This is a genomic window from Pseudarthrobacter sp. SL88, from assembly GCF_026672455.1.
GTDB lineage: Bacteria > Actinomycetota > Actinomycetes > Actinomycetales > Micrococcaceae > Arthrobacter.
Window position 1 is genome coordinate 95,703 of the sequence record NZ_JAPPRD010000001.1, and the last position, 26,695, is coordinate 122,397.

Genomic DNA, 26,695 nt, shown 5'->3' on the forward strand with positions numbered 1-26,695 from the left:
GAGTAGAGCGTACCGTTTTCAGTGCGCCTGCCGCGCCAGGTGTGCATTGCTTGCCACCGCTGCCCGGATGTGGTCAACGAGGCCGGGCATTGCGGTGTGGATCTGGTGCCAGACGGCGTCGAAATCGGCGTGGCCGCCGTACCAGGGATCCTCGATGCCCTGGTCCAGGAGGTCCCGGCCGGTCATCGCGGGGTCGAAGCTGCGGAGCATCCGGATCTTCTCCAGCGACTCCCTGTCCGGAGCTGCCTGGCTGAGCCACGCGTAGTGGTCGATGTCCAGTGCGAGGATCAGGTCCCGGTCGCGGAACCAGCCGTGGTCCCACTCCCTGGCCACATGGAAGTCCGTAGTGAGTTGCGTGATGGCCAGCCGGCGGGCCGCGCGCGGATCAATGGGCCGCCCGGCCTCGTACCCGGTGGTGCCCGCTGAGTCCACCATCACCAGGTCGTCCAGCCCCTCGCGTTCCAGTGCCGCCCGGAGCATGTGTTCAGCCATGGGGGAGCGGCAGATATTGCCCGTGCAAACGGCAATGACGCGGTATGGGCTCGACGTTGAGTTCATGTGTCTAAGCATGCGCTTTATGGCCACCGTTGGCCAGCGGCGATTCACAATATTTGACGGATTTGTAAAGATGCATGACGGCTGTTGGAAACGGGTAAGGGGCAGGGTTGAGGCCCTCCGGGCGCCTGGCGGGCCGCCTGTCCGGCGGCCGCATCAACCGATCAGTGGATGAAGGCCAGCAGGATTCCGACGCCGACGAACAACACGCCGAACACCTTGCTGAGGACCAGCTGGCCCCGTTCGGTCTGCGTGAACCGCTGGAAGGACCGGGCGGCCGCGGCGAAGAAGAACCACATGACCAGGATGTCGATGGCCACGATGGTGGCCGTGAGGATGGCGTACTGGGTAATCAGCGATTCTTCGGGCCGGATGAACTGCGGGGTGAAGGCGAGGAAGAAGACAATCGCTGTGGGGTTCAGGAGGTTGACCCAGAAACCCCGCCGGAAAATCGACGCAGCGGGCTCGAATGTGGACGCGGCCGCCTGCTCCTCCTGGACGGCGGGCTTGCTGAGGAACTGCCGGATGCCCAGGTAGACCAAGTAGGCGGCCCCGGCGTACCGGATGATGTTGAAGGCCAGCGGCGACCCGGAAACCAGGACACCCACGCCCAGCGCCACGATGAGCACGTGGACAACGAGCGCTGCCTGCTGGCCAAGGATTCCCCAGATGGAGCGGCGGAAGCCGGCGTTCAGGGAATTGCTCATGGTGTTGATAGCGCCGGCACCGGGCGTGAAACTGATGAGGGCGCCAGCGCCCGCCAGGGCCAGCCAAAGGGAAAATTGCACTAACCAATCTTACGCGGGCCGGCCGGCTGGCCCGTCACCAGAATGTGGCCACCGGTTCGAAGGCCTGCAAACTCCCGTCCGCCGTGACCAAGGTAAAACCCTCCACCATGGCCTGCGCTGCCAGCAGGCGGTCAAAGGGATCCTTGTGGTCCCAGTCGAGTTGTCCGGCAGCAAGCCCGTGGGATGCGCTGACCGGAAGCTCGGACGCATAGAGGTGGGCGAGTTGGCGGCCAAAGCTCGCGACGATCGCAGACCCGGCGGGAAGCTTTCCGAGCCTGTGCTTGTAGGAGAGCTCATAGGCGGTCACCGGCGAAACGAAGACCTGGTTATCCAGTTTGGTGATGGCGTTCCGGGCTTTGGTGGAGAGCCGCCGCGGCTCGGCGATTGCCCACAGGAAGACGTGCGTATCCAGGAGCAGCCTCATTCTTCGGCAACTCCCATTTCCTCCTCTGTCCACGGCTCATAAAACCCGTCCGGGATGTGGAGCGGGCCCAGGAACCCAAGATCCCGCCTGGTGGGAGGCTCGATCTTCACCAACCGCGCAACGGGGCGTCCGGCTTTCGCGATGACCACGTCCTCGCCGCGTTCCACGAGGTTCAGCAGTTCGGAAAGCCGGGTTTTGGCTTCCTGGACGTTGTACTGTCCCATATTGACCAAGTCTAGTTGGTCAACCTCCACGGCATAAGGCTCAGCCCAATACTCGTGGTCTCCGTAATAGGTCATGACCGAGGCTACGCCTGGGAACGCATGCGCGGCAGGGAACCTTGGGGCCATGTGGAAAACCGGTCCAACCTAGGCCCGGGCGATGACCTCCCCGTTCGGAATCAGGAACCAGCCGTCGTCCGTGGAGCCCCAGCGGTGCCAGCCGGCCGAGATCCGCGCCAGGTCCGCCGGGTTGGCGAAACCGTACTCCAGGGCCTGCTCCGCGAACGCCGAATGCAGCACCCGTTCGCCCCAGACTCGGGCCTGCCAGCGGCGCTGCTGGCCGGTGGCGTAGAGCCAGTTGCTGCTGGTGGGGGCGACATCGTGAAAGCCCGCGGACTGGGCCCAGCTGACCAGGCGCCGCCCGGCGTCGGGCTCGGCCCCGTTCCGCCGCGCGATGAGCTGGTAGAGGTCCATCCATTCGTCCAGCTCGGGGATGGCGGGGTACCAGCTCATGCCGTGGAAGTCGGCGTCCCGCACTGCAACGATGCCGCCCGGCTTGGCCACCCGGCGCATTTCCCGCAGCGCCTCGACGGGGTCGGTCAGGTGCTGCAGCACCTGGTGGGCGTGGACCACGTCGAACGTCCCGTCCGCGAAGTCGAGATCGTAGATGTTGCCGGCCACGAACTCCACGTTGGGCACTTCGCGTTCGACGGCGAGCGCCTTCGCCTGGGCGATGATGTCCGGCGAGCGGTCCAGGCCGGTGACCTTGCCCGGGCTGACCACGGCGGCAAAGTCGCACGTGATGCTGCCCGGCCCGCATCCGACGTCCAGCACATCCGTTCCCCGGGTGAGGTGCGGCAGGACGAACGCCGCTGAATTCTCGGCGGTCCTGGCGGCATGGGCGCGGACCACGGACTCGTGGTGGCCGTGCGTGTAGACGTCGTCTTCAGGCTGCTGGTCGCTCATGGACAAACGCTACTCCCAACCCGGCGGCAGGGACTGGCGTCGGGGCCGGAAAACGGGAGTGTCTGCTAGGTGGCGCTGTGGCCGGAGGGTTCGGGGGACTCCTCGCGGGCGGCAATGGTGGCGTCCACCATGGCGGCCATGAAACGCGAAACGGTATCCAGCTCCGCGTCGGTGAACTCCGCCATGGCCTTTCCCATGTGGCGTGAAAGCGGCGCAAAGATGGCACCGCCCTCGGTGAAGGCCTTGGGGGTCATCTTCAGCTGGACCTGGCGGCGGTCCGAGCTGTGGCGCTCGCGGACCACGTGGCCCGAGTTGTCCAGCCTGTCGATCAGGGCCGTGGTGGCGGGTGAGCTCAGGTTCAGTTCCTTGCGGAGGAGCCCGGGCGTGACCGTGTTGCCCTTCGCGGTATGGCGCATGATGACGGCCAGGGCGTTCAGGTCCGTCCGGTGCATGTCCTTGCGGCCGCCGGCGGCGTCCACGTAGCGGTTGGCCTCCAGCGTGAAGTCCTGCAGCAGCCGGACCAGGGGGTGGGGTCCGCCGGCACGAGGTGTTTCAGGCGCGGCCGGGCCGGTGTTGTCCGGGTTGCTGCCGGTCATCGTCACCTCCTGGAGTTCGCTGGGCCGTCGGTCTGCGCGCACTGGCCCTGACGGATATTACTTCAGCTGCCTTGGTCTTGCGTGGCATTGGCCCGGGAGGGCCCGCACCGGGCCGCGCAGCTAAAAAGCTTGACTGGCACTTATCTCTATCATGGAGATAGTCTAAGCTGGAATCAATCTTACTCCGCTTTGTCCCGCGTGGACCATCCGCATGGAAGGCATCATGAAACATCAGACTGCAGCCAAGGAACGCGTCCCGTTCTGGCTCCGCTGGCTCATTCCCGTCATCCTGGTGCTGACCTGGCTTGGCCTTGCCGGCATCGGCGGCCCAACCTTCGGCCGGTTGGAGGAGGTCTCCTCCAACGACCAGGCGTCGTTCCTGCCCGCCAGCGCCGAGGCCACGGAGGCCCAGGACTGGCAAGCGAAATTCCGTGACTCGGACGAGGTTCCCGGGGTGATCGTCATTGAGAGCGCCGAGGCTTTCACTCCCGCCCAGCTCGGTGAAGTTGCGGGACTCCGGACAACCTTGGAGGAACTGAAACTGGGCAGCGCGGTGATCGGCCCCATTCCGTCCGCGGATGGCAAGGCCGTGCAGTTCATCGCCCCCATAGGTGGCTCCGTGGAGGTCAAGGAGGCCGTCAAGGAGTTGCGGGACACCGTGGCGGAGGCGGCGCCCCAGGGAATGCAGACCTACGTCACCGGCCCTGCGGGACTGGCAGCGGACCTGACGGCCGCGTTCGGCGGGATTGACGGCATCCTCCTGCTGGTGGCGCTCTCTGCCGTGTTCGTGATCCTGCTGATCGTCTACCGGTCCCTGCTGCTGCCCATCATGGTCCTGCTGACATCAGTGTTCGCCCTCTGCGCAGCCATCCTGCTGGTGTTCGGCATGGCCAAAGCCGGCTGGATCCAGCTGAATGGCCAAAGCCAGGGCATCCTGTCCATCCTGGTGATCGGCGCGGCAACGGACTATGCCCTGCTGTTCGTGGCCCGCTTCCGTGAGGCGCTCACCCACACCATCAACCGGACATCGGCGGTGATCACAGCATGGAAGGCATCCTTCGAGCCCATCCTGGCCTCCGGCGCCACGGTAATCATCGCGCTGCTGTGCCTGCTGTTCTCCGACCTCAACTCCAACAAGGCCCTGGGCCCGGTGGCCGCGGCGGGCATCCTCTGTTCGCTGTTTGCCGCGCTGACCCTCCTGCCCGCCCTCATGGCCCTGCTGGGCCGAGCCGCGTTCTGGCCCTTCCGGCCCAAGCTGGTGCCCGCCGAGGAGCGCGAGCCCGAGCTGGTTACCGGGCTCGAGGGCCAGAAGGGGCTGTGGCGCGCCACCGGTTCGGTGGTGTCCCGCCGCCCGCGGACCATCTGGGTCGGCTCCGTCCTGCTCCTGCTGGTTGCCTCGGCCGGCGTCCTGCAGCTGAAGGCCAATGGGGTGCCCCAGACCGACGTGATCCTCACGGCCTCCAACGCCGTGGACGGCCAGGATGCGCTGGCGCGCCACTTCGACGCCGGAAGCGGCAGCCCCGCCGTCGTGGTTGCGGACCAGGCCAAGGCGCAGGAAGTCCTGGACGCGGTCAAGGCGGCCGACGGTGTGGGCGATGCTTACCTACTGGCCCAGGGCAGTGTTCCCATCACCGGAGCCCCCGGCGCGCCCAGCGAGCCGGACGTCCGCGAGGGCAAGGTCCTCATCAACGCCACCCTGAACTCCGCCGCGGACTCCCTCGAGGCAGAAGAAGCCGTCAAAGCGCTCCGGACTGACGTGAAGGCCGTTGACTCCGGTGCCCTGGTGGGTGGCGTGACGGCCACTGCGCTGGACACCAACACCACCGCCCAGCGGGACCTGGTGATCATCATCCCCGTGGTCCTGGTGGTCATCCTCTTCATCCTGATGCTGCTGCTGCGATCCATCGTGGCGCCGGTCCTGCTGGTGCTCTCCGTGGTGCTGTCCTACGCCGCCGCCATGGGTGTCTCCGCGCTGGTGTTCAACAACCTCCTGGGCTTCCCGGGCGCAGATGCCACTGTGCCGCTGTTTGGGTTCGTCTTCCTGGTGGCCCTGGGCGTGGACTACAACATCTTCCTGATGAGCCGCGTCCGGGAAGAATCCATCAAGCACGGAACACGGCCCGGCATCCTGCGCGGCCTCGGCGTCACCGGCGGCGTCATCACCTCCGCCGGCGTGGTCCTGGCGGCAACCTTCGCTGCCCTGGGCGTCATCCCCATCATGTTCCTGGTGCAGCTGGCCTTCATTGTGGCCTTCGGTGTGCTGCTGGATACCGTGCTGGTGCGCTCGCTGCTGGTGCCGGCCCTGGCCTACGACCTCGGCCCGAAGATCTGGTGGCCCGGCAAGCTCGCCCGGGCCGGCGGGGGCGCTGCGGAGAAGCCGCGGGAGCCCGGCGTCGAACCTCTCGAGGAGGTCTCCAGCCGCTGACGTCCGGCACTCCGCCAACCATCCATCCGTCTGGCCTGCTGCCGCCACCGCTCCAAGGTGGCGGCAGCAGCCGTATCCGGTGGCCGGGCGGCCCGGCCGGGGCGCCGGAAAGATAGGGTTCCGCACCCTATCGGCCGGTTCCGTGGCCCGATAAACTGCCCATGCGCCCGCTTGGACGCGGAACTCGAAGGAGAGATGACGCATGAGTGAAAACCGCGCTGACGAGGAACCCCAAAAGGGCAAGGCTGCCTCCGGCATGGAAGGCGAGGGCGGACAGTACACGGACGGCGACTACGGTGAGGCCGGCGCGATCGGAGTTCCTTCCGAAAACCTTGAGGATGGCCAGTATCCCGACGGCGACTACGGAGACGCCGGCACCAGCGGGAGTGAGCGCGGGGAAGAGGCGGTTCGGGACAAGGGGACTGACGGGCGGGTCCAGGCCGGGGAGGACGGGCACGGGCCCTCGCACGGGCGTCCGGAGTCCGACCGGTAGGCGTAACCGCCGGCTGATCCGGCAAATGACGGCGGCCAGCCGGGCCGGCTGGCCGCCCTTGTTGTGCCCGGCGGGCCTAGTGCCCGGCGTCCGAAGCCGCTCCGGCCCCGATGCGCTCTGCCTGGTGCGGGGCATCGCCGTCGGTGCCGTCCGTCGCTTCGCCGGACTGTTCGACGTCTTTGCTGCGGGCCCGGCTGATCGCTGCCACGGTGGCCAGCACCGTTACCAGGCCGCCGTAGGCGTAGGTGGTAACCGGGAGTGACAGGACAGGTGCCAGCAGGCCGGCCAGCACGGCCGGAACACCAAAGGCCGTGTAGGCCACAACAAAGAGTGACGCGAAGGTGCCGGCACGCTCGTGGTCCTCAACCAGGGGGCTGATGGACCGGATGACGCCCATGAAGGCCGTGCCGAATCCGGCTCCGGCCACCACTACGGCTGCCAGGAACAGGCCGAATGAGCCCAGCCCGATGGCCAGGAGTGACAGGGCGGTCCCCAGCGCCAGGGCCGTGGTTCCGAAAATGGTGATGGTGCGGGCACCGAACCGGTGCAGGACTGCGGCCGCTGCGGCTCCGACGCCGGCCAGGATGGTGATCACCATGCCTTGCCACAGGTGCTCCTGGATGCCGAACGTTGTGTGGACGATCGCAGCGCCGAGCGAGAGGTACAGCCCGCCCGTCGCCCATCCGGCAAATACGGCAGGGGCGCCGCTGACGAATCCGCTGCGGGCTGCCGGCGGAAGGGTCAGGTGCGGCTTGAGCGATGCTGCCAGGCCAGGCGCGCGGGGCGAGGTTTCAGGTGCGGCCCACACCAGCGCGGCAAAAGCGATGTAGAGGACCGACAGCGAGACGAACACCAGGGTGCGCGGCTCTGCCATCAGATCCAGCAGCAGCCCGGACGCAAGAGCTCCCAGCGCCAGGCCGCCCAGTGGCGCCACCGTGTTCCAGGCCGCGCTCGAGCCGGGGTCGTCCTCAGCTTCGAGATCCGCAATGGCCGCGGAAAGTGTGGTCAGCAGGAGGCCGCTGGCGATGCCCTGCAGGACGCGTGCCACCAGGAGCATGGCCAGCGAGTCCGCAAGGAGGAATGCCGTGACGCTGCCGGCGAGCAGGATGAAAGCGCCGCTGATGACGGGCCTGCGTCCCAGGTGGTCTGAAAGGGATCCGAAAACCAGCAGTGCCGCCAGGAGTGCGACGGCGTAGACGGCAAAGATCCCTGTGGTGGCTACCGGCAGCAGATGCAACTGCTCCTGCAGGGTGGGGTAGAAGGGGGACGGGGCGCTGGCGCCGGCCATCATTGCTGCCGTGGCAGCAGCGACGAGGACAAAGCCCAGCCGCCGGCGTGCTTCACGGGGCCGGGCTGCGGGGGAGTGCGTCACAACGTGCCACCTTCTGGGTTTTGGGGTTGGTTCGAAAAATATCGAATCAACAGTTTACTGGCACCAACCCCGATGGTTCAACTAAAATCGAACCGTGGCTACGCCGGCGAACCTCCCCCACCCCACCCGCGCGGATCTCGATCTGCCCAGCGTGCTCTTCGCATTGAGCGATCCTGAGCGGCTGGACATCGTGCGCCAGCTCCGCTCCGGCCCCCTCGATATGGCTGACTGCTCGCTCAGGGTCCCGGACATGCCGAAGTCCACAAAATCGCACCTCATGAAGGTCCTGCGCGAGGCCGGGATCATCCGCAACGAGGCCAACGGCCGGGGCCGGCGCCTGACCCTCCGGTCCGAGGACCTGGAAGCCCGCTTCCCCGGCTTGCTGCCCGCCGTCCTCGACGCGCCGGCGCAGTAGCGCCGGTTGGTACCCGTTCTCCCAGAGCGGAACCGGGCCGGAGTACCCCTTAATTCCCCGCCATTGCGGGCGTGGGGTGATTGCCGTCGTCGTGATCTGTATCCATAAAGGGACCAGAGTTGAGTGAAGTACGCTCAACTTCAGTTGACATCATGTGTGCCCTGAGTAAAGTTGAGTGCAGAACGCTCAATCATGCGGGCGCCAAGCAGTTTCCAAGGAAAGAAGGAAGCAACACATGTCACGTGCAGTAGGTATCGACCTCGGAACCACCAACTCCGTCGTCTCCGTTCTCGAAGGTGGCGAGCCCACCGTTATTGCCAACGCCGAGGGTGGCCGCACCACGCCGTCGGTGGTTGCATTCTCCAAGTCCGGCGAAGTCCTGGTTGGCGAAATCGCCAAGCGCCAGGCCGTCAACAACATCGACCGCACCATCGCCTCCGTCAAGCGCCACATGGGCACTGACTGGAAGGTGGACATCGACGGCAAGAAGTACACCGCGCAGGAAATCTCCGCGCGTACGCTGATGAAGCTGAAGAATGACGCCGAGTCCTACCTGGGCGAAAAGGTCACCGACGCCGTCATCACCGTCCCGGCCTACTTCAACGACGCCGAGCGCCAGGCCACAAAGGAAGCCGGCGAAATCGCCGGCCTGAACGTCCTGCGCATCGTCAACGAGCCCACCGCCGCCGCCCTCGCCTACGGCCTGGACAAGGGCAAGGAAGACGAACTCATCCTGGTCTTCGACCTCGGTGGCGGTACCTTCGACGTCTCCCTGCTCGAAGTGGGCAAGGACGAAGACAACTTCTCCACCATCCAGGTCCGCGCCACTGCCGGTGACAACCGCCTCGGCGGCGACGACTGGGACCAGCGCGTTGTCGATTACCTGCTGAACCAGCTCAAGGTCAAGGGCATCGACCTGTCCAAGGACAAGATCGCCCTGCAGCGCCTCCGCGAAGCCGCTGAGCAGGCCAAGAAGGAACTCTCCTCCTCCTCCAGCACCAACGTCTCCCTCCAGTACCTGTCCGTCACCCCCGACGGCCCGGTCCACCTGGACGAGCAGCTGACCCGTGCCAAGTTCCAGGACCTCACCAAGGACCTGCTCGAGCGCACCAAGAAGCCGTTCCACGACGTGATCAAGGAAGCCGGCATCAAGCTCTCCGACATCAACCACATCGTGCTGGTGGGCGGCTCCACCCGTATGCCCGCCGTCTCCGAACTGGTCAAGGAACTCGCCGGTGGCAAGGAACCCAACAAGGGCGTGAACCCGGACGAGGTTGTGGCCGTTGGTGCTGCACTCCAGGCCGGCGTGCTGAAGGGTGAGCGCAAGGACGTCCTCCTGATCGACGTCACCCCGCTGTCCCTCGGCATCGAAACCAAGGGCGGCGTCATGACGCACCTGATCGAGCGCAACACCGCCATCCCCACCAAGCGGTCCGAGACCTTCACCACCGCTGACGACAACCAGCCGTCCGTGGCCATCCAGGTCTTCCAGGGCGAACGGGAGTTCACCCGGGACAACAAGCCGCTGGGCACGTTCGAGCTGACCGGCATCGCTCCGGCGCCGCGCGGCGTCCCGCAGGTTGAGGTCACGTTCGACATCGACGCCAACGGCATCGTCCACGTCTCCGCCAAGGACAAGGGCACGGGCAAGGAACAGTCCATGACCATCACCGGCGGCACCGCACTCTCCAAGGAAGACATCGACCGCATGGTCAAGGACGCCGAGGAGCACGCAGCCGAGGACAAGGCCCGCCGCGAGGCAACGGACACCCGCAACTCCGCAGAGCAGCTCGCCTACTCCGTGGACAAGCTGATCGCCGACAACGCCGACAAGCTGCCCGAAGAGGTCAAGACCGAGGTCCAGGCCGACGTCGACGCCCTCAAGAAGGCGCTCGAAGGCACCGACGACGCCGAGGTCAAGACCGCGTTCGAGAAGCTGCAGGCTTCCCAGACCAAGCTCGGCGAAGCCATCTACTCCCAGGCCGGTTCGCCGGACGGTGCCACCGGTGCCGCGGGTGCTGAAGGCGCAGCAGCGGGCGATGGCGCCAAGGCCGACGAAGACATCGTCGACGCCGAGATCATCGACGAAGACGAAGCGAAGAAGTAAGCCATGCCCCATCACGGTAACGAGGAAGAGCACAGCTCACCCGCGAACCACGAGGGTAAGGGCAACAGCCAGGAACCGGTCATCCGGGACAACCGCAAGGTTGACCCGGTGACCGGGCAGGCCCGGCACCCTGAAGGCGAGCAGGCCGGTTCCGCGCAGGATTCCGACGGCGACGCGCTGGCCCAGGCCGAGGAGATCCTCAACGGCGTCGAGGTGCCCGCGGAGGAATCCGTGGCCCAGGGTGTTCCCGCAGGGTCCGCCAACGCTGAGGCAGCCGAGCTGAAGAACGACCTCCTTCGCCTGCAGGCTGAGTACGTCAACTACCGCAAGCGCGTGGAACGCGACCGCGCCGTGGCAGGGGAGATGGCCGTCATCGGCGTCCTGAACTCCCTGCTCCCGGTCCTGGACGACGTCGACGCCGCACGGCAGCACGGCGACCTCACCGATGGCCCCTTCGCCGCGATCGCCGCCAAGCTGGAGAACGCGCTGAAGACCTACGGCCTGGTCCGCATCGACGAAACCGGCGTGGAGTTCGACCCCACGGTCCACGAGGCCCTGATCCAGCAGCCCGGCGAAGACATCGAGGTTGACACCGTCAGCCAGGTGCTCCGCTCCGGCTACAAGTCAGGCGACCGCGTGCTCCGCGCAGCACAGGTCATCGTCGCTGTACCTGCGTAGCATTACCCCGGTGGTTGGGCTTGTCGAAACCCAGGTTTCGGCAAGCCCAGCCACCGACCCGTAACTTTTGAAAGGAAACGCCATTGGCTAGCCAGGATTGGGTGGACAAGGACTTTTACAAGATCCTTGGTGTTGCCAAGGACGCTTCCGATGCCGATATCAAGAAGGCTTACCGGAAGCTGGCACGGCAGTTCCATCCGGACACCAACTCCGGCGATGCTGCTGCCGAGAAGAAGTTCAAGGACGTCTCCGAGGCCTACTCGGTGCTCTCCGATGCCGACGAGCGCCAGCAGTACGATGCCATCCGCGCCATGGGCGGCGGCGCCCGGTTCGCTCCCGGCGGCGGTGCCGCAGGCGGCAACGGCGGGTTCGAGGACCTCTTCGGCGGCCTGTTCACCGGCAATACAGGGCGGCACGCGGGCGGCTTCAACCCGTCCGCCGGCAATATCCCGCCCGAGTTCGCGGACCTGTTCGGCGGCGGATTCGGCGGCTCGCCCGGGTTCCAGCGGACACCCCAGAAGGGCGCGGACCGCACCGCATCCACCAGCATCTCGTTCTCCGGTGCCATCCGCGGCACCACCATCGGCCTGCGCGAACCCAATGGCGAAGTCATCGATGTTCGCGTCCCCGCCGGCATCAAGGACGGCCAGAAGGTCCGTGTGCGCGGCAAGGGCCAGCCCGGCCAGGCCGGCAATGGCGACCTGGTGGTTGCCGTCTCGGTTAAGCCGCACGAGTTCTACACGCGCGACGGCGACAACCTCCGCATCCACGTCCCGGTCACCTTCCCCGAGGCTGCCCTGGGCGGTGACATCGAGGTGCCCACCATCGACGGCGAGAAGGTGCGGGTCCGTGTTCCGGCCGGCACGCCGTCGGGCCGTACCCTGCGGGTGAAGGGCAAAGGTGTGAAGACCTCCAAGGCGACGGGTGACCTCCTGGTGACCATCGACGTCGCGGTTCCCAAGAACCTGAACAAGGAGGCCGAGGCCGCCGTGAAGGCTTTCGCCGAGGCCACGGCCGGCGCTGACGTCCGAGAGGGCCTGGCCGCCAAGGCCCGGCTGTAGCGGAGGAGGTGTGCCGTGGACATCAACGCTGACCAGCCCATCTTCGTGATTTCCGTGGCGGCTGAGCTGGCTGACATGCACCCCCAGACGCTCCGCCAGTACGACCGCCTGGGCATCGTCAAACCCAGCCGTGCCCCCGGGAAATCCCGGCGGTACTCGCAGCGGGACGTCAACATGCTCCGCGAAGTGCAGCGGTTGTCCCAGGAAGGCGTCTCCCTCGAAGGGATCAAACGCATCCTGGAACTCGAAAACCAGGTGTCTGCCCTGCAGCGGCGCGTGCTGGAACTGACCGAGGAACTGGGGCGGCGCCCGCAGGCATTCGACTCCCGCATCTTTGCCGCGGGCGCGGCCGGCGACGTCGTGAGCCTGGCCCGCGGCCAGCGCCCCCGTCCCCGGTCGCAGGCCGTCGTGCTGTGGCGGCCCCGCGCCATCGGGCAGTAGCGGCAGCAGCCGGCCGGTGAGTAACCGGCGCCTGGCCGCTTGGCGAAAATAGAGTACCCACTACTCGTGCAGCCCCGTCCAAGGAAACCTTCAATGGAACCACTGCTGTTGCAGCAGTGGTTCCATTCGTTTCTGGGGGTTATTCCATGTTTGGTTCTCTTTTCTTGGCCCGGTCATGAGCCCGGGAATGGAAGCAGTGTCGTCCTTCAGCGCTTCGGTGCCCGGACAGACCCTGCTGGCCATCGGGCAAACAGTCGTGGTGGTGTGCGTCTGCTTCGACATGGTCCGGGCAACGTCCGTTCCGCGGTCGCACCGGCGCTACGTGGCCAGCACCGTCTTCCGGACCCTGGCCATCCCGGCGGTCATCGCCGATGCCCTGACGGTCCTGGTGGCCATCGTGGTGTCGTCGTGGATCGATGTGGTGATGGGCATGTTCGTGCTCACCGCCATCATCTTCCGGTTCCACAGCGGCAAGGACGAGGACAACTGGTGGCAGGGCAAGGGCAGGAAGCTCGCCCGTTGGGCCCGCCGCCACCTGTCCGGCCGCACGTCGGTGGCTTCTGCCATGGGGTGAGCCGGAGTCCTCAGCCGTTGAGACTCAGCCGTTGATGACCTGCGGGATGCCCAGGGCCTTAAGGCCTTCGGCGCCGAATTCCAGGCCGTAGCCTGACTGCTTGGCCCCGCCGAATGGAATCCGCGGATCGACGGCACCGTGCCGGTTGATCCAAACGGTGCCTGCTTCCAGCCGGGCGGCCACCGCACGGGCGGCCGCGGGGTCGGAGGACCACACCGAGGCGCCCAGGCCGACGTCGAGGGCGTTGGCCATCTCCACAGCTTCGTCGATGGTGCTGTAGCGGATGATCGGCAGTGCGGGGCCGAACTGTTCCTCGGCCACGAGTGGGTTGCCGTTGCCAATGTCCGCCACCAGCGTCGTGGGGTAGAAGTAGCCGGGCTGGCTGGAGTCCGGGTTCCCGCCGAGGAGGACGCGCGCTCCCGAAGCCCTGGCCGCCTCCACGAGGTTCGCGACGACGTCGTACTGCGCCTTGTTCTGCAGCGGGCCGAGGACGTTGTTCTCGTCCAGGCCGTTGCCCATCGGCATGGCCTTCGCGACGCCGGCGAGTGCCTCGCAGACGGCGTCGTAGATGGAGTCGTGGACGTAGAGGCGCTTGAGGGCGGCGCAGGTCTGGCCGGTGTTGATGAAGGCGCCCCAGAAGAGGTCCTGGGCGATCGCCCGGGGATCGGTGCCGGGCAGGACGATGCCGGCGTCGTTGCCGCCGAGCTCGAGCGTGAGGCGTTTGACGGTGTCCGCCGACGAGCGGATGATCGCCTTGCCTGTGGCGGTGGACCCGGTGAACATGACCTTGCCAACCGCCCCGTGCGACGCCAGAGCTTCGCCCACGTCCCGGCCGCCGGACACGACGGTCAGCAGCCCTTCGGGAAGTTCTTCGTTGAGCACCTTGGCCAGGGCCAGGACCGATAGGGGCGTGTACTCGGAAGGCTTGACCACCACGGTGTTGCCCATGCGGAGGGCGGGGGCGATCTGCCAGGTGGTGATCATCATGGGCCAGTTCCACGGCCCGATCGCGCCCACGACGCCGATGGGCCGGTAGTGGAGTTCGGCGCGGGTTTCGCCGTCGTCCACCAAGGTTTCGGGGGCCAGGGGAGTGCCGGCCGCAGCGCGGAGCCAGGCCGCGCAGGCGCCGACCTCGAAGCGGGCGTTGGGCCCGTTGAGGGGCTTGCCCTGCTCGCGGGAGAGCAGTTGGGCGAGCTCCTCGGCTGAGCGTTCGACGGCGTCGGCAGCCCTGAGGAGGATTGCGGACCGGGCGTCGTGGCCCAGGGCAGCCCACGCCGGCTGCGCGGCGGCGGCCGCAGTGATGGCCACTTCCAGGTCCGCCACACTGTGCACCGGAGCCTCGCCCAGAGCCGCGCCGGTTGCGGGATCCAGGATGGTCCGGCCGGTGCCGGGGGCGGGTGAGATGGCGGCCAGAAGCGCATCATAGGTTTCCACGGGTACTCCACTTCGAGTAGGCAAGGACGCCAGCCGGCGGCTGGACGGGCTACTTCCCAGTGTGGTTGAGCGCGGGGCGCGCCCCTTGTGTTGTGGCGCAGGACTGTTGACCTTGAGGGAACAGTGGCCAGGCCCGCGACGCGGTGCCATGATGTTGAGGATCAGGTTCACGGCACCGCCCCGCCGGGCAGCAAGGACGTGCGGTCATGCCATATATCAACGGTCTCAGCGATGTGGGAAACGGCGATCTGGCTGCTGCCGGCGGCAAGGCTCTTGGCCTGTCCGGGCTCATCCGCGCCGGGCTGCCGGTTCCGCCGGGATTCGTGCTGGGCACCGATGCCTACGCCGAATTCGTCAACGCCAACGGCTTGGGGGACGGCATCCAGCGCCTGGCCGCGGTGCCCCCGAACGCTGCGCCCGGCGACTATGCGGCTGCCTCCGACAGGATCCGTGCCATGTTCACGGGCGGCACCCTGCCTGGGGGGATGCGGGACGAACTTGCCGGCGCCTATGGGCTCCTCGGCGGAGCGGACGTCCCGGTGGCGGTCCGCTCATCAGCCACCGCGGAGGACCTGGCCTCGGCCAGCTTCGCCGGGCAGCAGGATACCTACCTGAATATCCGTGGATTCGAGGCCCTCACGAAGGCGGTCATCGACTGCTGGGCCTCGCTCTGGACGGCGCGCGCCATGGCGTACCGGGCCCGCGAAGGCGTCCTGCCCGGCCAGGTGCGGCTCGCCGTCGTGGTCCAGCAGATGGTGGAAGCCGAGGCGGCCGGCGTGATGTTCACTGCCAACCCCGCGAACGGCCGGCGCGACCAGGCAGTGATCAGTGCCGCCTGGGGGCTCGGCGAATCGGTGGTCAGCGGGACCGTCAGCACCGATGACGTGGTGGTGGAGGCGGCCACGGGGAAGGTGCTCTCGCGCCAGACGGCCGACAAATCCGTCATGACCGTATACGCGGAGGGCGGGACCCGGGAGCAGCCGGTGGCGGCAGCCCGCCGTCGTGCGCCCGTCCTGGACGACCCCGCCGCTGCCGAACTGGCCGCTTTTGGCAGGCGGATTGCGGAGCACTTCGGGATGCCGCAGGACATCGAATGGGCGCGTGCCGGCGGCAGCTTCTTCATCCTGCAGTCCCGTCCCATCACCGCCCTGCCGGCGGCGGCGGCCGACATCCCGGACACCTGGCCCCTGCCCTACCCGAAGGGCATGTACTTCCGGGCCAGCATCGTGGAGCAGTTGCCGGACCCGCTGACGCCGCTGTTCGCCGACTTCATTGACGGCTCCGTGGCGAGGTCGCTGCAGGCCCTTCTGGCCGGGGCGGTGGGCAAGGGAGCCGTCCGCGAGGGCGACGTCCGGCTGCCCACCGTCAACGGCTACGCCTATTACTACTACCGCAACTCCGGCATGTGGCGGATGATGGCCAAATCGCCGGCAGCCTTCCGCGCCCTGTTCCGCGGCGAGGCGCATATGGGCGTGGCCGGCTGGCGCGAATACTCGCACCCCAGGTACCAGCGGGTGGTTAAGGACTGGGCCGCGAAGCCGCTGCTGGAGCTGTCCGGCGAGGAACTGCTGGCCGGTGCGCAGTCGCTGCTGGACGCCGGGACCGTCTACTACACCGCCGTGCAGTCCATCATTCCGCTCGCAGCCACCAGTGAGCTCTCGTTCCGGGCGTTCTACGACAAGCTGGTCCGGCGGGACGGAGATCCGCCGGCGCAGGCGCTGCTCCTCGGTTTCGACAGCGAGCCCATCCGCGCCGAGAAGTCGCTCTACGACCTTGCCGGCTGGGCACGCAGCGACCCCGGGCTCACATCGGTATTGCTGGAACGGCCGACGGCGGAACTCGCCGGGTGCCATCGCACCGGTTCGCCGCCGGCCGGGGTGGACGACGTCCTGTGGCAGGAGTGGCGGTTCGCCTTCCAGGAGCATCTGGATCTCTACGGCCACGCCGTCTACAACCTGGACTTCGCCACCCCGGTCCCGGCCGACGACCCCGCCACCCTGCTGGAGACGGTGAAGTTCTACCTGCGCGGCCAGGGCACCGATCCGCATGAGCGCCAACGGCTCCTGACCGGGCGCCGGGAAGAACTGACCCATGATGCCGCGGCCCGGCTGGGACCCCGCCGGCGCGCCGTGTTCTTCCGTCTGCTGCGGTGGGCCCAGGCCACGGCTCCGATCCGGGAGGACGCCCTCGCCGACGTCGGACTCGCCTGGCCGCTGCTGCGGCGGACACTGCTCGAACTCGGGCACCGGCTGGTGGCCGCCTCCGTGATCACTGTCCCGGAGGACGTGTTCTGGCTGCGGTTCCAGGAGCTGCAGAGCGCCGTCGAGTTCGGGCTCGCTGCACCCGGCACGCAGGCGGCCGGTACTGCAGCCGTGGCCATCACCGGAACTGCCCGCCCTGTCCGCGCCGACGCCGTCGAGGAACGGCGGATGCTGTGGCGGGGCCAGGCGAAAGCCAATGCCCCGCAGATGCTCCCGGAGAGCCGGTGGATGGAGCGGTCCTTCGGCTCATGGATGCCGGCCGGGTCGCAGCACCAGAGCGGGGACGTCATCAAGGGTGTCGGTGCGAGCTCGGGCCGGGTCAGCGCACCCGCCCGCGTGCTGTCCGGGCCCCGGGATTTCGGCCAAATGCGGCCGGGGGATGTCCTGGTGGCACGGATTACCACGCCCGCCTGGACATCGCTGTTCGCCATGGCCTCGGCGGTGGTAACCGATGTGGGCGGCCCGCTGAGCCACAGCTCCATCGTTGCCCGCGAATACGGCATCCCGGCCGTCCTCGGCACCGGCGTGGCCACTCAACGGCTCACCACCGGGCAGCAGGTCCTGGTGGACGGGGACGCCGGCACGGTCACTGTCCTGCCGGCAGACCCCGCCGTGGCCGATGCTGCCGCGTCATCAACAAAAAAGTTATTGTGAACAGCTCATATTAAGCCGTAGGATCGGTTCCAGGCCGGCGAAGTCCTAAGAAAAACTGCCGGGTGACTCCTCCCCGGATCCAGGCACACCGCACCACCTGCCCAGCGCAACAACGTCTCCTGCTGCCGCCACAGCCGCGCGGGAACTGGGCATGTGGTGCTTGCTGCCGCCACCCCACCAAGCAGGAGAACACCATGACTTTGCAGTCCTACCTCATCGAAGCCGGCGCAATCGAAGCCACCGCCGTCCCTCGCGGCGGCAGCTACGTCACCTTGCCCGCCGGGCAGGAGGCTTCGCCGCGCCCCGAGGGCAGCATGTCCCGCACCCGGAAGACTTCCCTGAAACTGCCAGCAAAGCCCAGGGCACGTATGTGACCCTTCCCGGCGGCGCGGCAGGGGAGACGAAGCTCAGCTACACGCGCGTCGGCTGACCTGCGCCGGGCACTCTGCCCTGCCGCGCTGGCCGGTAGCTGGTCAGTAGCTGGCCTTGGTTTCGCCGTCGGGCTTTTGGATGAACTTTGCGACGAGGGCTTCGGAGCCCCGTGCGAGGAGGGCGACGTCGGCGCCCACCAGGATGAAGTCTGCTCCCTTGTCGAGGTAGTGCTGTGCGGTGTCGGGGTTGAAGGCGTTGACACCGGCAGGCTTGCCGGCAGCCTTGGCAGCGGCGAGGCAGTGCTCGACGGCGGCACGCACCTCGGGGTGTTCCTGCTGTCCCAGCAGGCCCATGGAGGCCGCGAGGTCGGAGGGGCCGATGAAGACCGCGTCGACACCGTCCACCTTCAGGATGTCTTCGACTGCTTCGACTGCGGCGGTGGATTCGATCTGGACGGTAACGCTGATGGTGCCGTTGGCCCGGGCGAGGTAGTCCGGGACCCGGTTCCACCGTGCGGCCCGGGCCAGCGCCGAGCCGACGCCGCGGACGCCCTGCGGCGGGTAGCGGGTGGCGGCCACCGCGGCTTCGGCCTCGGCGACCGAGTTGACCATGGGGATCAGCAGGTTCTGCACGCCAAGGTCCAGGTACTGCTTGATCACCACGGTGTCGTTGACCGGTGGCCGGACCAGCGTCTGAACCGGGTAGCCGTGGATGGCCTGGAGCTGGGCGAGGATGGATTCGAGCCCGTTGGGGCTGTGCTCGGCGTCCACCAGGAGCCAGTCCAGGCCGGATCCGGCGCAGAGCTCGGCGATCAGCGGGCTGCCGGAGCACACCCACATCCCGGCGAGCGGGCGGCCTGCGTCGCGTTGTTGTGCGGCCAGGGCATCGCGGAAGGTGTGGTCTATTCGAAGCGGCATGTCACGCTCCCCAGGGGTCCGTAGTCTGCGTGGACGGTGTCGCCCTTGTAGGCCCAGAGCGGGCGGGTGAAGGAACCGGCGAGGATGATGTCGCCGGCTCTCAGGGCGTCACCATGGGCTGCGATCTTGTTGACGAGCCAGTGGACCCCGTTGGCGGGGTGGTCCAGGACGCCGGCGGCCACTCCGGTTTCCTCCACGGTCTGGTTCTTGTAGAGGATGGCGGAGACCCAGCGGAGGTCCACGGCGTCCGGTTTAACTGGGCGTCCGCCGATCACCATGGCGCCCATGGCGGCGTTGTCCGAGATGGTGTCCACGATGGTCCGGCCCTCCATTTCGATTCTGGAGTCCAGGATTTCGAGGGCCGGGACCACGTAGTCAGTGGCGTTCAGGACATCGAAGATGGTGCAGCCGGGGCCCTTGAGCCCGTCTTTCAGAACGAAGGCCAGCTCCACCTCCACGCGCGGGTGGGTGTAACGGTCCCACTGAACGGAGCAGCCGGTTTCGAGGACCATGTCGTCGAAGATGGCGCCGTAGTCCGGTTCGGTGATGCCGGTGGCGGCCTGCATGGCTTTGGACGTGAGGCCGATCTTGCGCCCCACCAGGGTCCGGCCGGCTTCCTCGTTGCGGCGGCGCCATAACTGCTGGACGGCGTAGGAGTCCTCCACCGTCATGTCCGGGTAGCGTGCCGTCAGGCGGGGAACAGGGGTGCGGGTCCGCGCGGCTTCCAGCAGCTCATCCGCGATGGCCTCAATCGTCGTGGGCTCCAGCATGGCTACAGCTGCGCCCCCAGCTTGAAACCGGTCCTGTCCCCGGCGTCCGGACCGTCGCCGTCGGCCTTGCGCGTGTAGGAGAAGCCGTCGGCGCCCACGGTGACCGCCATCTCGGATTTTTCCTCACGTTCGATGACGGGCTGCGGGTTGCCGTCGAGGTCCAGGACCAGGGAAGCTTCGGTATACCAGGAGGGGACCACGGGGTTGCCCCACCAGTCGCGGCGCTGGTTGTCGTGGACGTCCCAGGTGATGGTGGGGTTGTCGGGGTCGCCGGTGTAGTAGTCCTGGGTGTAGATCTCGATGCGGTGGCCGTCCGGGTCCAGGATGTAGAGGTAGAACGCGTTGGACACGCCGTGCCGTCCGGGACCGCGTTCAATCCTGTCGCTGATGCGCAGGGCGCCCATCTTGTCGCAGATCTGGATGATGTTGTGCTTCTCGTGCGTGGCAAAGGCGACGTGGTGCATGCGCGGGCCATTGCCGCCGGTGAGGGCCGTGTCGTGGACCGTCTGCTTGCGGTGCATCCACGCGGCGTACGTGACGCCGTCCGAATCCTTGATGTCTTCCGAGACGCGGAAGCCGAGGTCCTCGAGGTACTTGCGGCCCTTGGGGACGTCCGGGGTGACCTGGTTGAAGTGGTCCAGGCGGACCAGCTCGCCGGCGGAGTAGAGGTCGTAGCGCTGGGTGAGGCGTTCCACGTGCTCGGTCTCGTAGAAGAACTCATAGGGGAAGCCCAGCGGGTCCTCAACGCGGACGGAGTCGCCGATGCCCTTGGTAAAGCCGTCCTTGCGGCGCTCCACGCGGCAGCCGAGTTCGCGGTAGTAGGCTTCGGCGGCGTCCACTTCGGCGGGCGACTTCACCCGGTAGGCGAATGCTGCGACGGCGGCGATGGGGCCTTGGCGGAGGACCAGGTTGTGGTGGATGAACTCCTCCAAGGAGCGCAGGTAGATGTTGTTCCCATCTTCCTCGGTGACGTGCAGGCCCAGGACGTCCACGTAGAACGCGCGGGACCTGGCGAGGTCGGTGACCACGATTTCCATGTAGGCGCAGCGGACGATGTCCGGGGCCGGGACGGTGGGAGTGGGGACGAAGTTGGTCATGGGATTCTCTCTTCTTTGAAAGGTGGGTTCTTTCCCAACTGGGTAGCAGCAGATGTCGTTTTGGGGGCCCATAACGACAACAACTGCGAGTCAGTTGGGCGGGGTGGTGCTTAGGCGCCGAACTTGGGGGTGTGGACGCTGCCGAGGGTGATGTGCACGGCCTGCTGGTCGGTGTAGAAGTCGATGGAGCGGTAGCCGCCCTCGTGCCCCAGGCCCGAGGCCTTGACGCCGCCGAACGGGGTGCGGAGGTCCCTGACGTTGTGGCTGTTCAGCCACACCATGCCGGCTTCGACGTTCTGGGAGAAATTGTGGGCCCGGGTCAGGTTTTGGGTCCAGATATAGGCCGCCAGGCCGTACTTGGTGTTGTTCGCGAGGGCGAGGGCTTCGTCGTCATTCTCGAACGGGGTGATGGCCACGACGGGTCCGAAGATTTCCTCCTGGAAGATCCGCGCGTCGGGGGCGACGTCGGCAAACACCGTGGGTGCGATGTAGTTGCCGTCAGGGAGGTGGTCCGGGCGGCCGCCGCCGGCCAGGAGCCGGCCTTCGGACTTGCCGATCTCCACGTAGGAAGCGACTTTTTCGTAGTGCTCGGGGTGGACCAGGGCGCCCACCTGGGTCTTGGGGTCGTGGGGGTCGCCCACCACGATGTTCCTGGCCCGGGCGGCGTACTTCTCACAGAAGTCGTCGTAGATGGCGCGTTCCACGAGGATGCGGGAGCCGGCGGTGCAGCGCTCGCCGTTGAGGGAGAAGACGCCGAACAGGGCCGAGTCGATGGCGGCGTCCAGGTCCGCGTCGGCGAAAACGACGCACGGGGACTTGCCGCCGAGTTCCATGGACAGGCCCTTGAGGTTGGTGGCGGCGTTGCGGAAGATGGTCTGGCCGGTGGTGGTCTCGCCGGTGAAGGAAATCAGCGGAACGTCCGGGTGCTTGACCAGGGCGTCGCCCGCTTCCTCGCCCAGGCCGTTGACCAGGTTGAACACACCGTCCGGGAGGCCGGCTTCCTTGAAGATGGTGGCCCAAAGGGATGCGGACAACGGCGTGAACTCGGCTGGCTTGAGGACCACGGTGTTGCCGGTAGCCAGGGCAGGGGCGAGCTTCCAGGACTCGAGCATGAAGGGGGTGTTCCACGGGGTGATCAGGCCGGCGACGCCGATCGGCTTGCGGTTCACGTAGTTGATCTGCGAGCCGGGGACCTTCATGGCGTCGTCGAACTGGGCCACGATCAGGTCCGCGAAGAAGCGGAAGTTCTCGGCCGCGCGAAGTGCCTGGCCTTTGGCCTGGGTGATGGGCAGGCCGGTGTCGAAGGTTTCGAGTTCGGCGAGGCGCCCCTCCTGCGTCTCCACGGCGTCAGCGATCCGGTTCAGGATCCTGGCGCGTTCGCGCGGCTTCATCCTGGGCCAGGGGCCATTTACGAACGCTTCGCGGGCGGCGGCCACGGCGAGGTCGATGTCTTCCTTCTGGCCGGCCGCGGCGGTGGCGTAGTTCGTGTTGGACACCGGGTCCAGGACGTCGAAGGTCTTGCCGCCCACTGAGTCAACGAACTGGCCGTTGATGTAGTGCTGGATGTGGGTGGGCAGGTCCTCGGGAATGTAGTGCTTGGCAGTTTCTGTTGAGGTCGTCATCGTTGAAGTCCTTTACTGGTGCTGAGCTTGCTAACGGGTTTGGGCGAGGTAAGCGTCCAACGTGGCGGTGCGGTGCTGGCGTGCTGCTTTTTCGATTGTGTCGGCGTCTGCTCCGTTTTCGATGAGCGTCAGCAGGTTTTCGTGTTCCTGGACGGAGCCCAGGGCGCGGCCGGGCACGAAGCGGAAGGTGGAAGACCGCAGCGCCGCGAGCCGGTTCCAGCCGCGGTGGACCAGGTCCAGGATGTGCGGGTTGGGACAGTGCTCAAACAGTACGGAGTGGAAATCCTGGTTGAGCCTGGTGAACCGGACGGGGTCGAAGTGGCCCAGACAGTCACGCATCTCCTCGTTGATGGCGCGCGCGCGGGCGATGGCCGGCCCGTCGATCAACGGTGCGGACAGCGCGGTGGCTGCCCCTTCCACGATGCTGAGGGTCTGCATGGTGTAGAGGTACTCGGTGGGGTCGATGCCTGCCACGGTGGCGCCGACGTTGCGCTCGAACGTCACCAGCCCCTCGGCCTCGAGCCGGCGGATGGCTTCACGGACAGGGACCACGCTGACGCCGAGGTCCTTGGCGATGATGCTCAGGACCAGCCGGTAGCCAGGGGTGAAGGTGCCCTCCACGATGCGGGCCTTGACGGCCTGGTAGGCCTGCTCGGACTTGCTGCCGGCGGAGGCGTCGGAAAGCTCCGGCACGCCGGTCACTGCTGTCTCAGTCATCGGCGTTGCCTTCCTTGCCTTCCCACTCCACGTACCTGGCCTGCCATTCGGCGTTCATCGGATAGAGGCCGTCCACGCTGTTGCCCTGCTTGACCATCTCGAAGATGAACGTTTCTTCCCGTTCCTGCCGGATGCAGTCGTCCGCGAGTTCTTCGGCGATGGCCGGTGGGATCACCAGGATGCCGTCGGAGTCGGCCACGATGATGTCGCCGGGCTGCACGGTGGCGCCGCCGCAGGCGATGGTGATGTCCGTGTCCCACGGGATGTGGCGGCGGCCCAGCACGGCGGGATGCGGGTTGGCGAAGTACGTGGGCATCTCCAGGCCGGCAACGGCGGTGAAGTCGCGGACGCCGCCGTCGGTGATGATGGCGGCGGCGCCCCGGATCTGGGCGCGGAGGGCCAGGATGTCGCCTACGGTTCCGGTGCCTTTCTCGCCGCGGGCTTCCATGACCAGGATTTCGCCGTCGTTGACGGAGTCGATGGCCTTCTTCTGGGCGTTGAACCCGCCGCCGTGGGTCTTGAAGAGGTCTTCGCGGTTGGGGACGTAGCGGAGGGTCCGGGCCAGGCCCACCACCTTGCGGTCCGGGCGGGTGGCCTGCAGCCCGTCGATGCTGACGTTGTTCAGCCCGCGTTTGCGCAGCTGCGAGGACAGGGTGGCTGTTGCCACGGACCCGAGCTTGGCTTTCAGTTCGGGGGAGAGGGCAGGCCCGACGGCGGCCCCCGCCCCGGGTGCCTCGCCAACGCCCGCCAGGCCGGCGGCCTCGCGGGAACCGTAGGCTTCCTCCCGCTGCAGGTCGTCAGCCTTGGGCCGGGCACCAAAGTTCGCGAACGCCGTCGTGCCTTGTTCAACTGTGGTGGCCAGGCGTCCCGTGGTGAGGGCGCCGTCAATGGTGCCCACCTCAACCTCCAGGACGTCACCGGGCGTGGCCACGGAGGCGCCGGCCGGGGTGCCGGTGAGGATTATGTCCCCCTCCTCGAGGGTGAGCAGCTGGGACAGGTCCGCGACGAGGCGGGCGAACGGGAAGAGCAGGTCTTCGGTGGTGTCGTCCTGGACCAGGTGGCCGTTGTGCCAGGTGCGGATGCGCAGCTTGGCGGGGTCGACGGCGTCTGCCGGGATCAGTGACGGGCCCACGGGAGTGAAGCCGTCCCCGCCCTTGGAGCGCAGGTTGGAGCCCTTGTCCGCGTACCGGAGGTCGTAGACGCCGAGGTCGTTGCTGGCGGTGACGGCGGCGACGTGGTTCCAGGCGTCCTCGAGGCTGACGCGGCGGGCGGCCTTCCCGATGACCAAAGCGATCTCGCCCTCGTAGCCGAGCAGTTCGCAACCGGCCGGGCGCTCCACTGTTCCGCCGCCCAGGGAAAGCGAGCTGGTGGGCTTGAGGAAGTACGACGGCTGCTCCGGGGTGCGGCCCCGCTGGGCGGCCCGGCTGGGGTAGTTGATGTGCACCGCGATCACCTTGCGGGTTGCTGCCAGGGTGTCGCCGTTGACCTGCTCCAAGACCTTCTCCTCATCAGGTACGAAATCGTATACGATCACTATTCTCCATCCTGCAGCCCGCCGTCAACCCCTGAATTTCCGGGCATCAGCACAGCGTTCCGGGAACTACTTGTAGCCTCCGTCACAGGCGGCGTACAGTGGAAGCCAGCTCTTAAGTTTCTATTATCGAATGTAGTGTTCTCATATAGAACGCATTCACAGGCTTTGGTCCACGAGATGACGCAGCGGTCATCCGCCCACAACGAAGTGAGGTAACCCCGTGCAGTTCCATCACCACGGCTATGTATCCGGCGACCCGCGTGTCCAGCCCGCGGCCGGCGTCGGACTCAATCGGCCCGAGGACCTTCCGGACGAGGTTGACGTGCTGATCGTTGGCACCGGCCCCGCCGGGATGCTGGCGGCGGCGCAGCTGTCCCGGTTCCCCAATATCACCACCCGCATCGTGGAACGCCGCCCCGGCAGGCTCGCCATTGGCCAGGCAGATGGCATCCAGGCCCGCAGCGTAGAGACGTTCCAGGCCTTCGGCTTTGCCGAACGGATCATCGCCGAGGCCTACCGGATTACCGAGATGGCCTTCTGGAAGCCGGACCCGGCCAACCATGCCAACATTGCCCGCGCCGCCCGCGCCGTCGACGACGAAATGGGCATCAGCGAATTCCCGCACCTGATCGTGAACCAGGCCCGCGTGCTGGACTACTTTGCCGAGTACATGGCCAACGCGCCCACCCGCATGAAGCCCGACTACGGCTACGACTTCGTGGGACTTGAGGTGGCCCGTGGCGGCGACTACCCGGTTGCCGTCACGCTCCGGAACACCGCCGGCCCGGACGAGGGCAAGGACCGGGTGGTCCGCGCCAAGTACGTGGTGGGGGCCGACGGCGCCCGCAGCAAAGTGCGCCAGGCGATCGGCTGCACCATGGCCGGGGATCAGGCCAACCACGCATGGGGTGTCATGGACGTGCTCGCCGTGACGGACTTCCCGGACATCCGCACAAAATGTGCCATCCAGGCCGCCGAGGGCAGCATCCTGCTGATCCCGCGCGAAGGCGGCCACCTGTTCCGCATGTATGTGGACCTGGGGGAAGTGGACCCCGCCACGCATCACGAGGTCCGCAGCACCAGCATCGAGCAGATCATCGCCAAGGCCAACGCAATCCTCCACCCCTACACGCTGGACGTGCGGAATGTTGCCTGGCACAGCGTGTACGAGGTGGGCCACCGGCTTACGGACAGGTTCGACGACGTCCTGCCGGAGGAGCGCGGCACCCGCACCCCGAGGGTGTTCATCACCGGCGACGCCTGCCACACGCACAGCGCCAAAGCGGGCCAGGGCATGAACGTCTCCATGCAGGACGGCTTCAACATCGCCTGGAAACTGGGCCACGTCCTGGAAGGCCGCAGCCCGGAAAACCTGCTCAGCACCTACTCCGAAGAACGCCAGGTGGTGGCCAGGAACCTCATCGACTTCGACAAGGAATGGTCCACCATGATGGCCAAGAAGCCGGAGGAGTTCGAAAACCCGTCAGACCTTGAAGACTTCTACGTCCGCACAGCCGAGTTCCCGGCCGGGTTCATGACCCAGTACACGCCGTCGGTAGTGACGGGCTCCGCGGACCACCAGGAACTGGCCAGCGGATTCCCCGTGGGCAAGCGCTTCAAGTCCGCCCGCGTGGTCCGGGTGGGCGACACCAACCCCCTGCACCTGGGCCACCACGCCACCGCTGATGGCCGCTGGCGGATCTACGTCTTCGCCGACGCCGCCCTGCCCGGCACCGGCTCAGCCGCGGACAAGCTCGCAGCGTGGTTCGCGGCCTCGCCGCAATCACCGCTGGCCGCAACGCCTCCGGACGCCGACCCGGACGCGTGGTTCGACCTGAAGGTCATCTACCAGCAGCCGCACACCGCCGTCGACATCGGTGCCGTGCCCGCGGTCTTCAAGCCGCAGGTGGGCCCGTTCAGGCTCACCGACTACGAGAAGGTCTACGCCACCGATCCTGCTGCGGACATCTTCGAGCTTCGCGGCATCGACCGCAGCGGCGCCGTGGTGGTGGTCCGCCCGGACCAGTACGTCGCGAATGTCCTGCCGCTCGGTGCGGTGGATGAGCTCGCCGAGTTCTTCGCTCCCCTCCTGGCGGCGGGTCAGCGCGCAGAGGTCTAAGGCAGGCAACCGGTTGCCAGAGGTGGGGGGTCGTGTACTACCATTGGCATGCAGCCCGCTCGGCGAGTGCCCCTCTGTGCAC

The 26,695-nt window shown here is 67.0% G+C and carries 25 protein-coding genes; 11 read left to right on the forward strand and 14 right to left on the reverse strand.

What is annotated here, in order from left to right:
* Window positions 1-18: 18 nt before the first annotated feature.
* The 6 genes from OVA06_RS00395 to OVA06_RS00420 all read right to left on the reverse strand — a co-directional run bounded on the left by OVA06_RS00395 (window position 19) and on the right by OVA06_RS00420 (window position 3,550).
* On the reverse strand, window positions 19-558 hold the full coding sequence (locus OVA06_RS00395) for a low molecular weight protein-tyrosine-phosphatase (protein ID WP_056081387.1): 540 nt from the start codon (window positions 556-558) through the stop codon (window positions 19-21).
* Between the two features lie 161 nt (window positions 559-719).
* Window positions 720-1,343, reverse strand: coding sequence for a LysE family transporter (locus tag OVA06_RS00400; RefSeq protein WP_268155472.1), 624 nt, complete (start codon window positions 1,341-1,343; stop codon window positions 720-722).
* A gap of 34 nt (window positions 1,344-1,377) precedes the next feature.
* Window positions 1,378-1,767, reverse strand: a complete 390-nt coding sequence (locus OVA06_RS00405; RefSeq protein ID WP_268155474.1) for a type II toxin-antitoxin system VapC family toxin — start codon at window positions 1,765-1,767, stop codon at window positions 1,378-1,380.
* Window positions 1,764-1,991, reverse strand: coding sequence for a type II toxin-antitoxin system Phd/YefM family antitoxin (locus tag OVA06_RS00410; protein ID WP_056081731.1), 228 nt, complete (start codon window positions 1,989-1,991; stop codon window positions 1,764-1,766). The genes OVA06_RS00405 and OVA06_RS00410 overlap by 4 nt, the downstream gene beginning before the upstream one ends.
* A gap of 144 nt (window positions 1,992-2,135) precedes the next feature.
* Window positions 2,136-2,954, reverse strand: a complete 819-nt coding sequence (locus tag OVA06_RS00415; RefSeq protein ID WP_268155477.1) for a methyltransferase domain-containing protein — start codon at window positions 2,952-2,954, stop codon at window positions 2,136-2,138.
* A 65-nt stretch (window positions 2,955-3,019) separates the two neighbouring features.
* Window positions 3,020-3,550, reverse strand: coding sequence for a MarR family winged helix-turn-helix transcriptional regulator (locus OVA06_RS00420; RefSeq protein WP_056081375.1), 531 nt, complete (start codon window positions 3,548-3,550; stop codon window positions 3,020-3,022).
* Window positions 3,551-3,773: 223 nt separating this feature from the next.
* Here OVA06_RS00420 and OVA06_RS00425 point away from each other — a divergent pair, with 223 nt between their 5' ends.
* Together OVA06_RS00425 and OVA06_RS00430 are read left to right on the forward strand one after the other, a co-directional pair.
* Window positions 3,774-5,975 (forward strand): MMPL family transporter, encoded by a 2,202-nt coding sequence (locus tag OVA06_RS00425; RefSeq protein WP_268155480.1) that lies wholly within the window; start codon window positions 3,774-3,776, stop codon window positions 5,973-5,975.
* A gap of 202 nt (window positions 5,976-6,177) precedes the next feature.
* Window positions 6,178-6,468: a hypothetical protein gene (locus tag OVA06_RS00430; protein WP_268155482.1), complete on the forward strand. Its 291-nt coding sequence runs from the start codon at window positions 6,178-6,180 to the stop codon at window positions 6,466-6,468.
* A 76-nt stretch (window positions 6,469-6,544) separates the two neighbouring features.
* Here OVA06_RS00430 and OVA06_RS00435 read toward each other — a convergent pair whose 3' ends face one another.
* A complete protein-coding gene (locus tag OVA06_RS00435) occupies window positions 6,545-7,840 on the reverse strand; it encodes an MFS transporter (protein WP_268155484.1) in 1,296 nt (431 codons plus the stop codon).
* 94 nt (window positions 7,841-7,934) lie between these two features.
* Here OVA06_RS00435 and OVA06_RS00440 point away from each other — a divergent pair, with 94 nt between their 5' ends.
* The 6 genes from OVA06_RS00440 to OVA06_RS00465 all read left to right on the forward strand — a co-directional run bounded on the left by OVA06_RS00440 (window position 7,935) and on the right by OVA06_RS00465 (window position 13,116).
* A complete protein-coding gene (locus tag OVA06_RS00440) occupies window positions 7,935-8,255 on the forward strand; it encodes an ArsR/SmtB family transcription factor (protein WP_268155486.1) in 321 nt (106 codons plus the stop codon).
* Between the two features lie 235 nt (window positions 8,256-8,490).
* Window positions 8,491-10,362 carry a molecular chaperone DnaK gene (gene dnaK, locus OVA06_RS00445; protein ID WP_056081363.1) on the forward strand — a complete coding sequence of 624 codons (1,872 nt, stop codon included), beginning with the start codon at window positions 8,491-8,493 and terminating at the stop codon, window positions 10,360-10,362.
* A gap of 3 nt (window positions 10,363-10,365) precedes the next feature.
* A complete protein-coding gene (locus tag OVA06_RS00450; protein ID WP_056081358.1) occupies window positions 10,366-11,040 on the forward strand; it encodes a nucleotide exchange factor GrpE in 675 nt (224 codons plus the stop codon).
* An 83-nt stretch (window positions 11,041-11,123) separates the two neighbouring features.
* Window positions 11,124-12,101, forward strand: a complete 978-nt coding sequence (locus OVA06_RS00455; RefSeq protein WP_268155489.1) for a DnaJ C-terminal domain-containing protein — start codon at window positions 11,124-11,126, stop codon at window positions 12,099-12,101.
* Between the two features lie 15 nt (window positions 12,102-12,116).
* A complete protein-coding gene (locus OVA06_RS00460; RefSeq protein ID WP_056081345.1) occupies window positions 12,117-12,542 on the forward strand; it encodes a heat shock protein transcriptional repressor HspR in 426 nt (141 codons plus the stop codon).
* Window positions 12,543-12,717: 175 nt separating this feature from the next.
* Window positions 12,718-13,116, forward strand: a complete 399-nt coding sequence (locus tag OVA06_RS00465; RefSeq protein WP_442793499.1) for a hypothetical protein — start codon at window positions 12,718-12,720, stop codon at window positions 13,114-13,116.
* 24 nt (window positions 13,117-13,140) lie between these two features.
* On the opposite strand, the gene OVA06_RS00470 is transcribed toward OVA06_RS00465, so the two are convergent.
* Window positions 13,141-14,550, reverse strand: coding sequence for an aldehyde dehydrogenase family protein (locus OVA06_RS00470; RefSeq protein ID WP_268155492.1), 1,410 nt, complete (start codon window positions 14,548-14,550; stop codon window positions 13,141-13,143).
* A gap of 206 nt (window positions 14,551-14,756) precedes the next feature.
* Here OVA06_RS00470 and OVA06_RS00475 point away from each other — a divergent pair, with 206 nt between their 5' ends.
* Together OVA06_RS00475 and OVA06_RS00480 are read left to right on the forward strand one after the other, a co-directional pair.
* Window positions 14,757-17,465, forward strand: coding sequence for a PEP/pyruvate-binding domain-containing protein (locus tag OVA06_RS00475; protein ID WP_268155494.1), 2,709 nt, complete (start codon window positions 14,757-14,759; stop codon window positions 17,463-17,465).
* Window positions 17,466-17,659: 194 nt separating this feature from the next.
* Window positions 17,660-17,839 (forward strand): hypothetical protein, encoded by a 180-nt coding sequence (locus OVA06_RS00480; protein WP_268155496.1) that lies wholly within the window; start codon window positions 17,660-17,662, stop codon window positions 17,837-17,839.
* Between the two features lie 99 nt (window positions 17,840-17,938).
* Here OVA06_RS00480 and OVA06_RS00485 read toward each other — a convergent pair whose 3' ends face one another.
* From OVA06_RS00485 to OVA06_RS00510, 6 genes are all read right to left on the reverse strand, one after another.
* Window positions 17,939-18,754 (reverse strand): HpcH/HpaI aldolase family protein, encoded by an 816-nt coding sequence (locus OVA06_RS00485; RefSeq protein WP_268155498.1) that lies wholly within the window; start codon window positions 18,752-18,754, stop codon window positions 17,939-17,941.
* Complete coding sequence (gene hpaH, locus OVA06_RS00490; protein ID WP_268155501.1) at window positions 18,739-19,524, reverse strand: 2-oxo-hept-4-ene-1,7-dioate hydratase; 786 nt, start codon at window positions 19,522-19,524, stop codon at window positions 18,739-18,741. The genes OVA06_RS00485 and hpaH overlap by 16 nt, the downstream gene beginning before the upstream one ends.
* Window positions 19,525-19,526: 2 nt before the next feature.
* On the reverse strand, window positions 19,527-20,621 hold the full coding sequence (gene hpaD / locus OVA06_RS00495; protein ID WP_268155504.1) for a 3,4-dihydroxyphenylacetate 2,3-dioxygenase: 1,095 nt from the start codon (window positions 20,619-20,621) through the stop codon (window positions 19,527-19,529).
* Window positions 20,622-20,731: 110 nt separating this feature from the next.
* Window positions 20,732-22,243: a 5-carboxymethyl-2-hydroxymuconate semialdehyde dehydrogenase gene (gene hpaE, locus OVA06_RS00500; protein WP_268155506.1), complete on the reverse strand. Its 1,512-nt coding sequence runs from the start codon at window positions 22,241-22,243 to the stop codon at window positions 20,732-20,734.
* 30 nt (window positions 22,244-22,273) lie between these two features.
* On the reverse strand, window positions 22,274-22,960 hold the full coding sequence (locus OVA06_RS00505; RefSeq protein WP_268155508.1) for a GntR family transcriptional regulator: 687 nt from the start codon (window positions 22,958-22,960) through the stop codon (window positions 22,274-22,276).
* Entirely contained in the window at window positions 22,953-24,455 is a 1,503-nt protein-coding gene (locus tag OVA06_RS00510) for a fumarylacetoacetate hydrolase family protein (RefSeq protein ID WP_268160560.1), read from the reverse strand. Before OVA06_RS00510 ends, OVA06_RS00505 begins: the two co-directional genes overlap by 8 nt.
* 259 nt (window positions 24,456-24,714) lie before the next feature.
* Here OVA06_RS00510 and OVA06_RS00515 point away from each other — a divergent pair, with 259 nt between their 5' ends.
* Complete coding sequence (locus OVA06_RS00515) at window positions 24,715-26,613, forward strand: FAD-binding monooxygenase (protein ID WP_268155510.1); 1,899 nt, start codon at window positions 24,715-24,717, stop codon at window positions 26,611-26,613.
* Window positions 26,614-26,695: the final 82 nt, after the last annotated feature.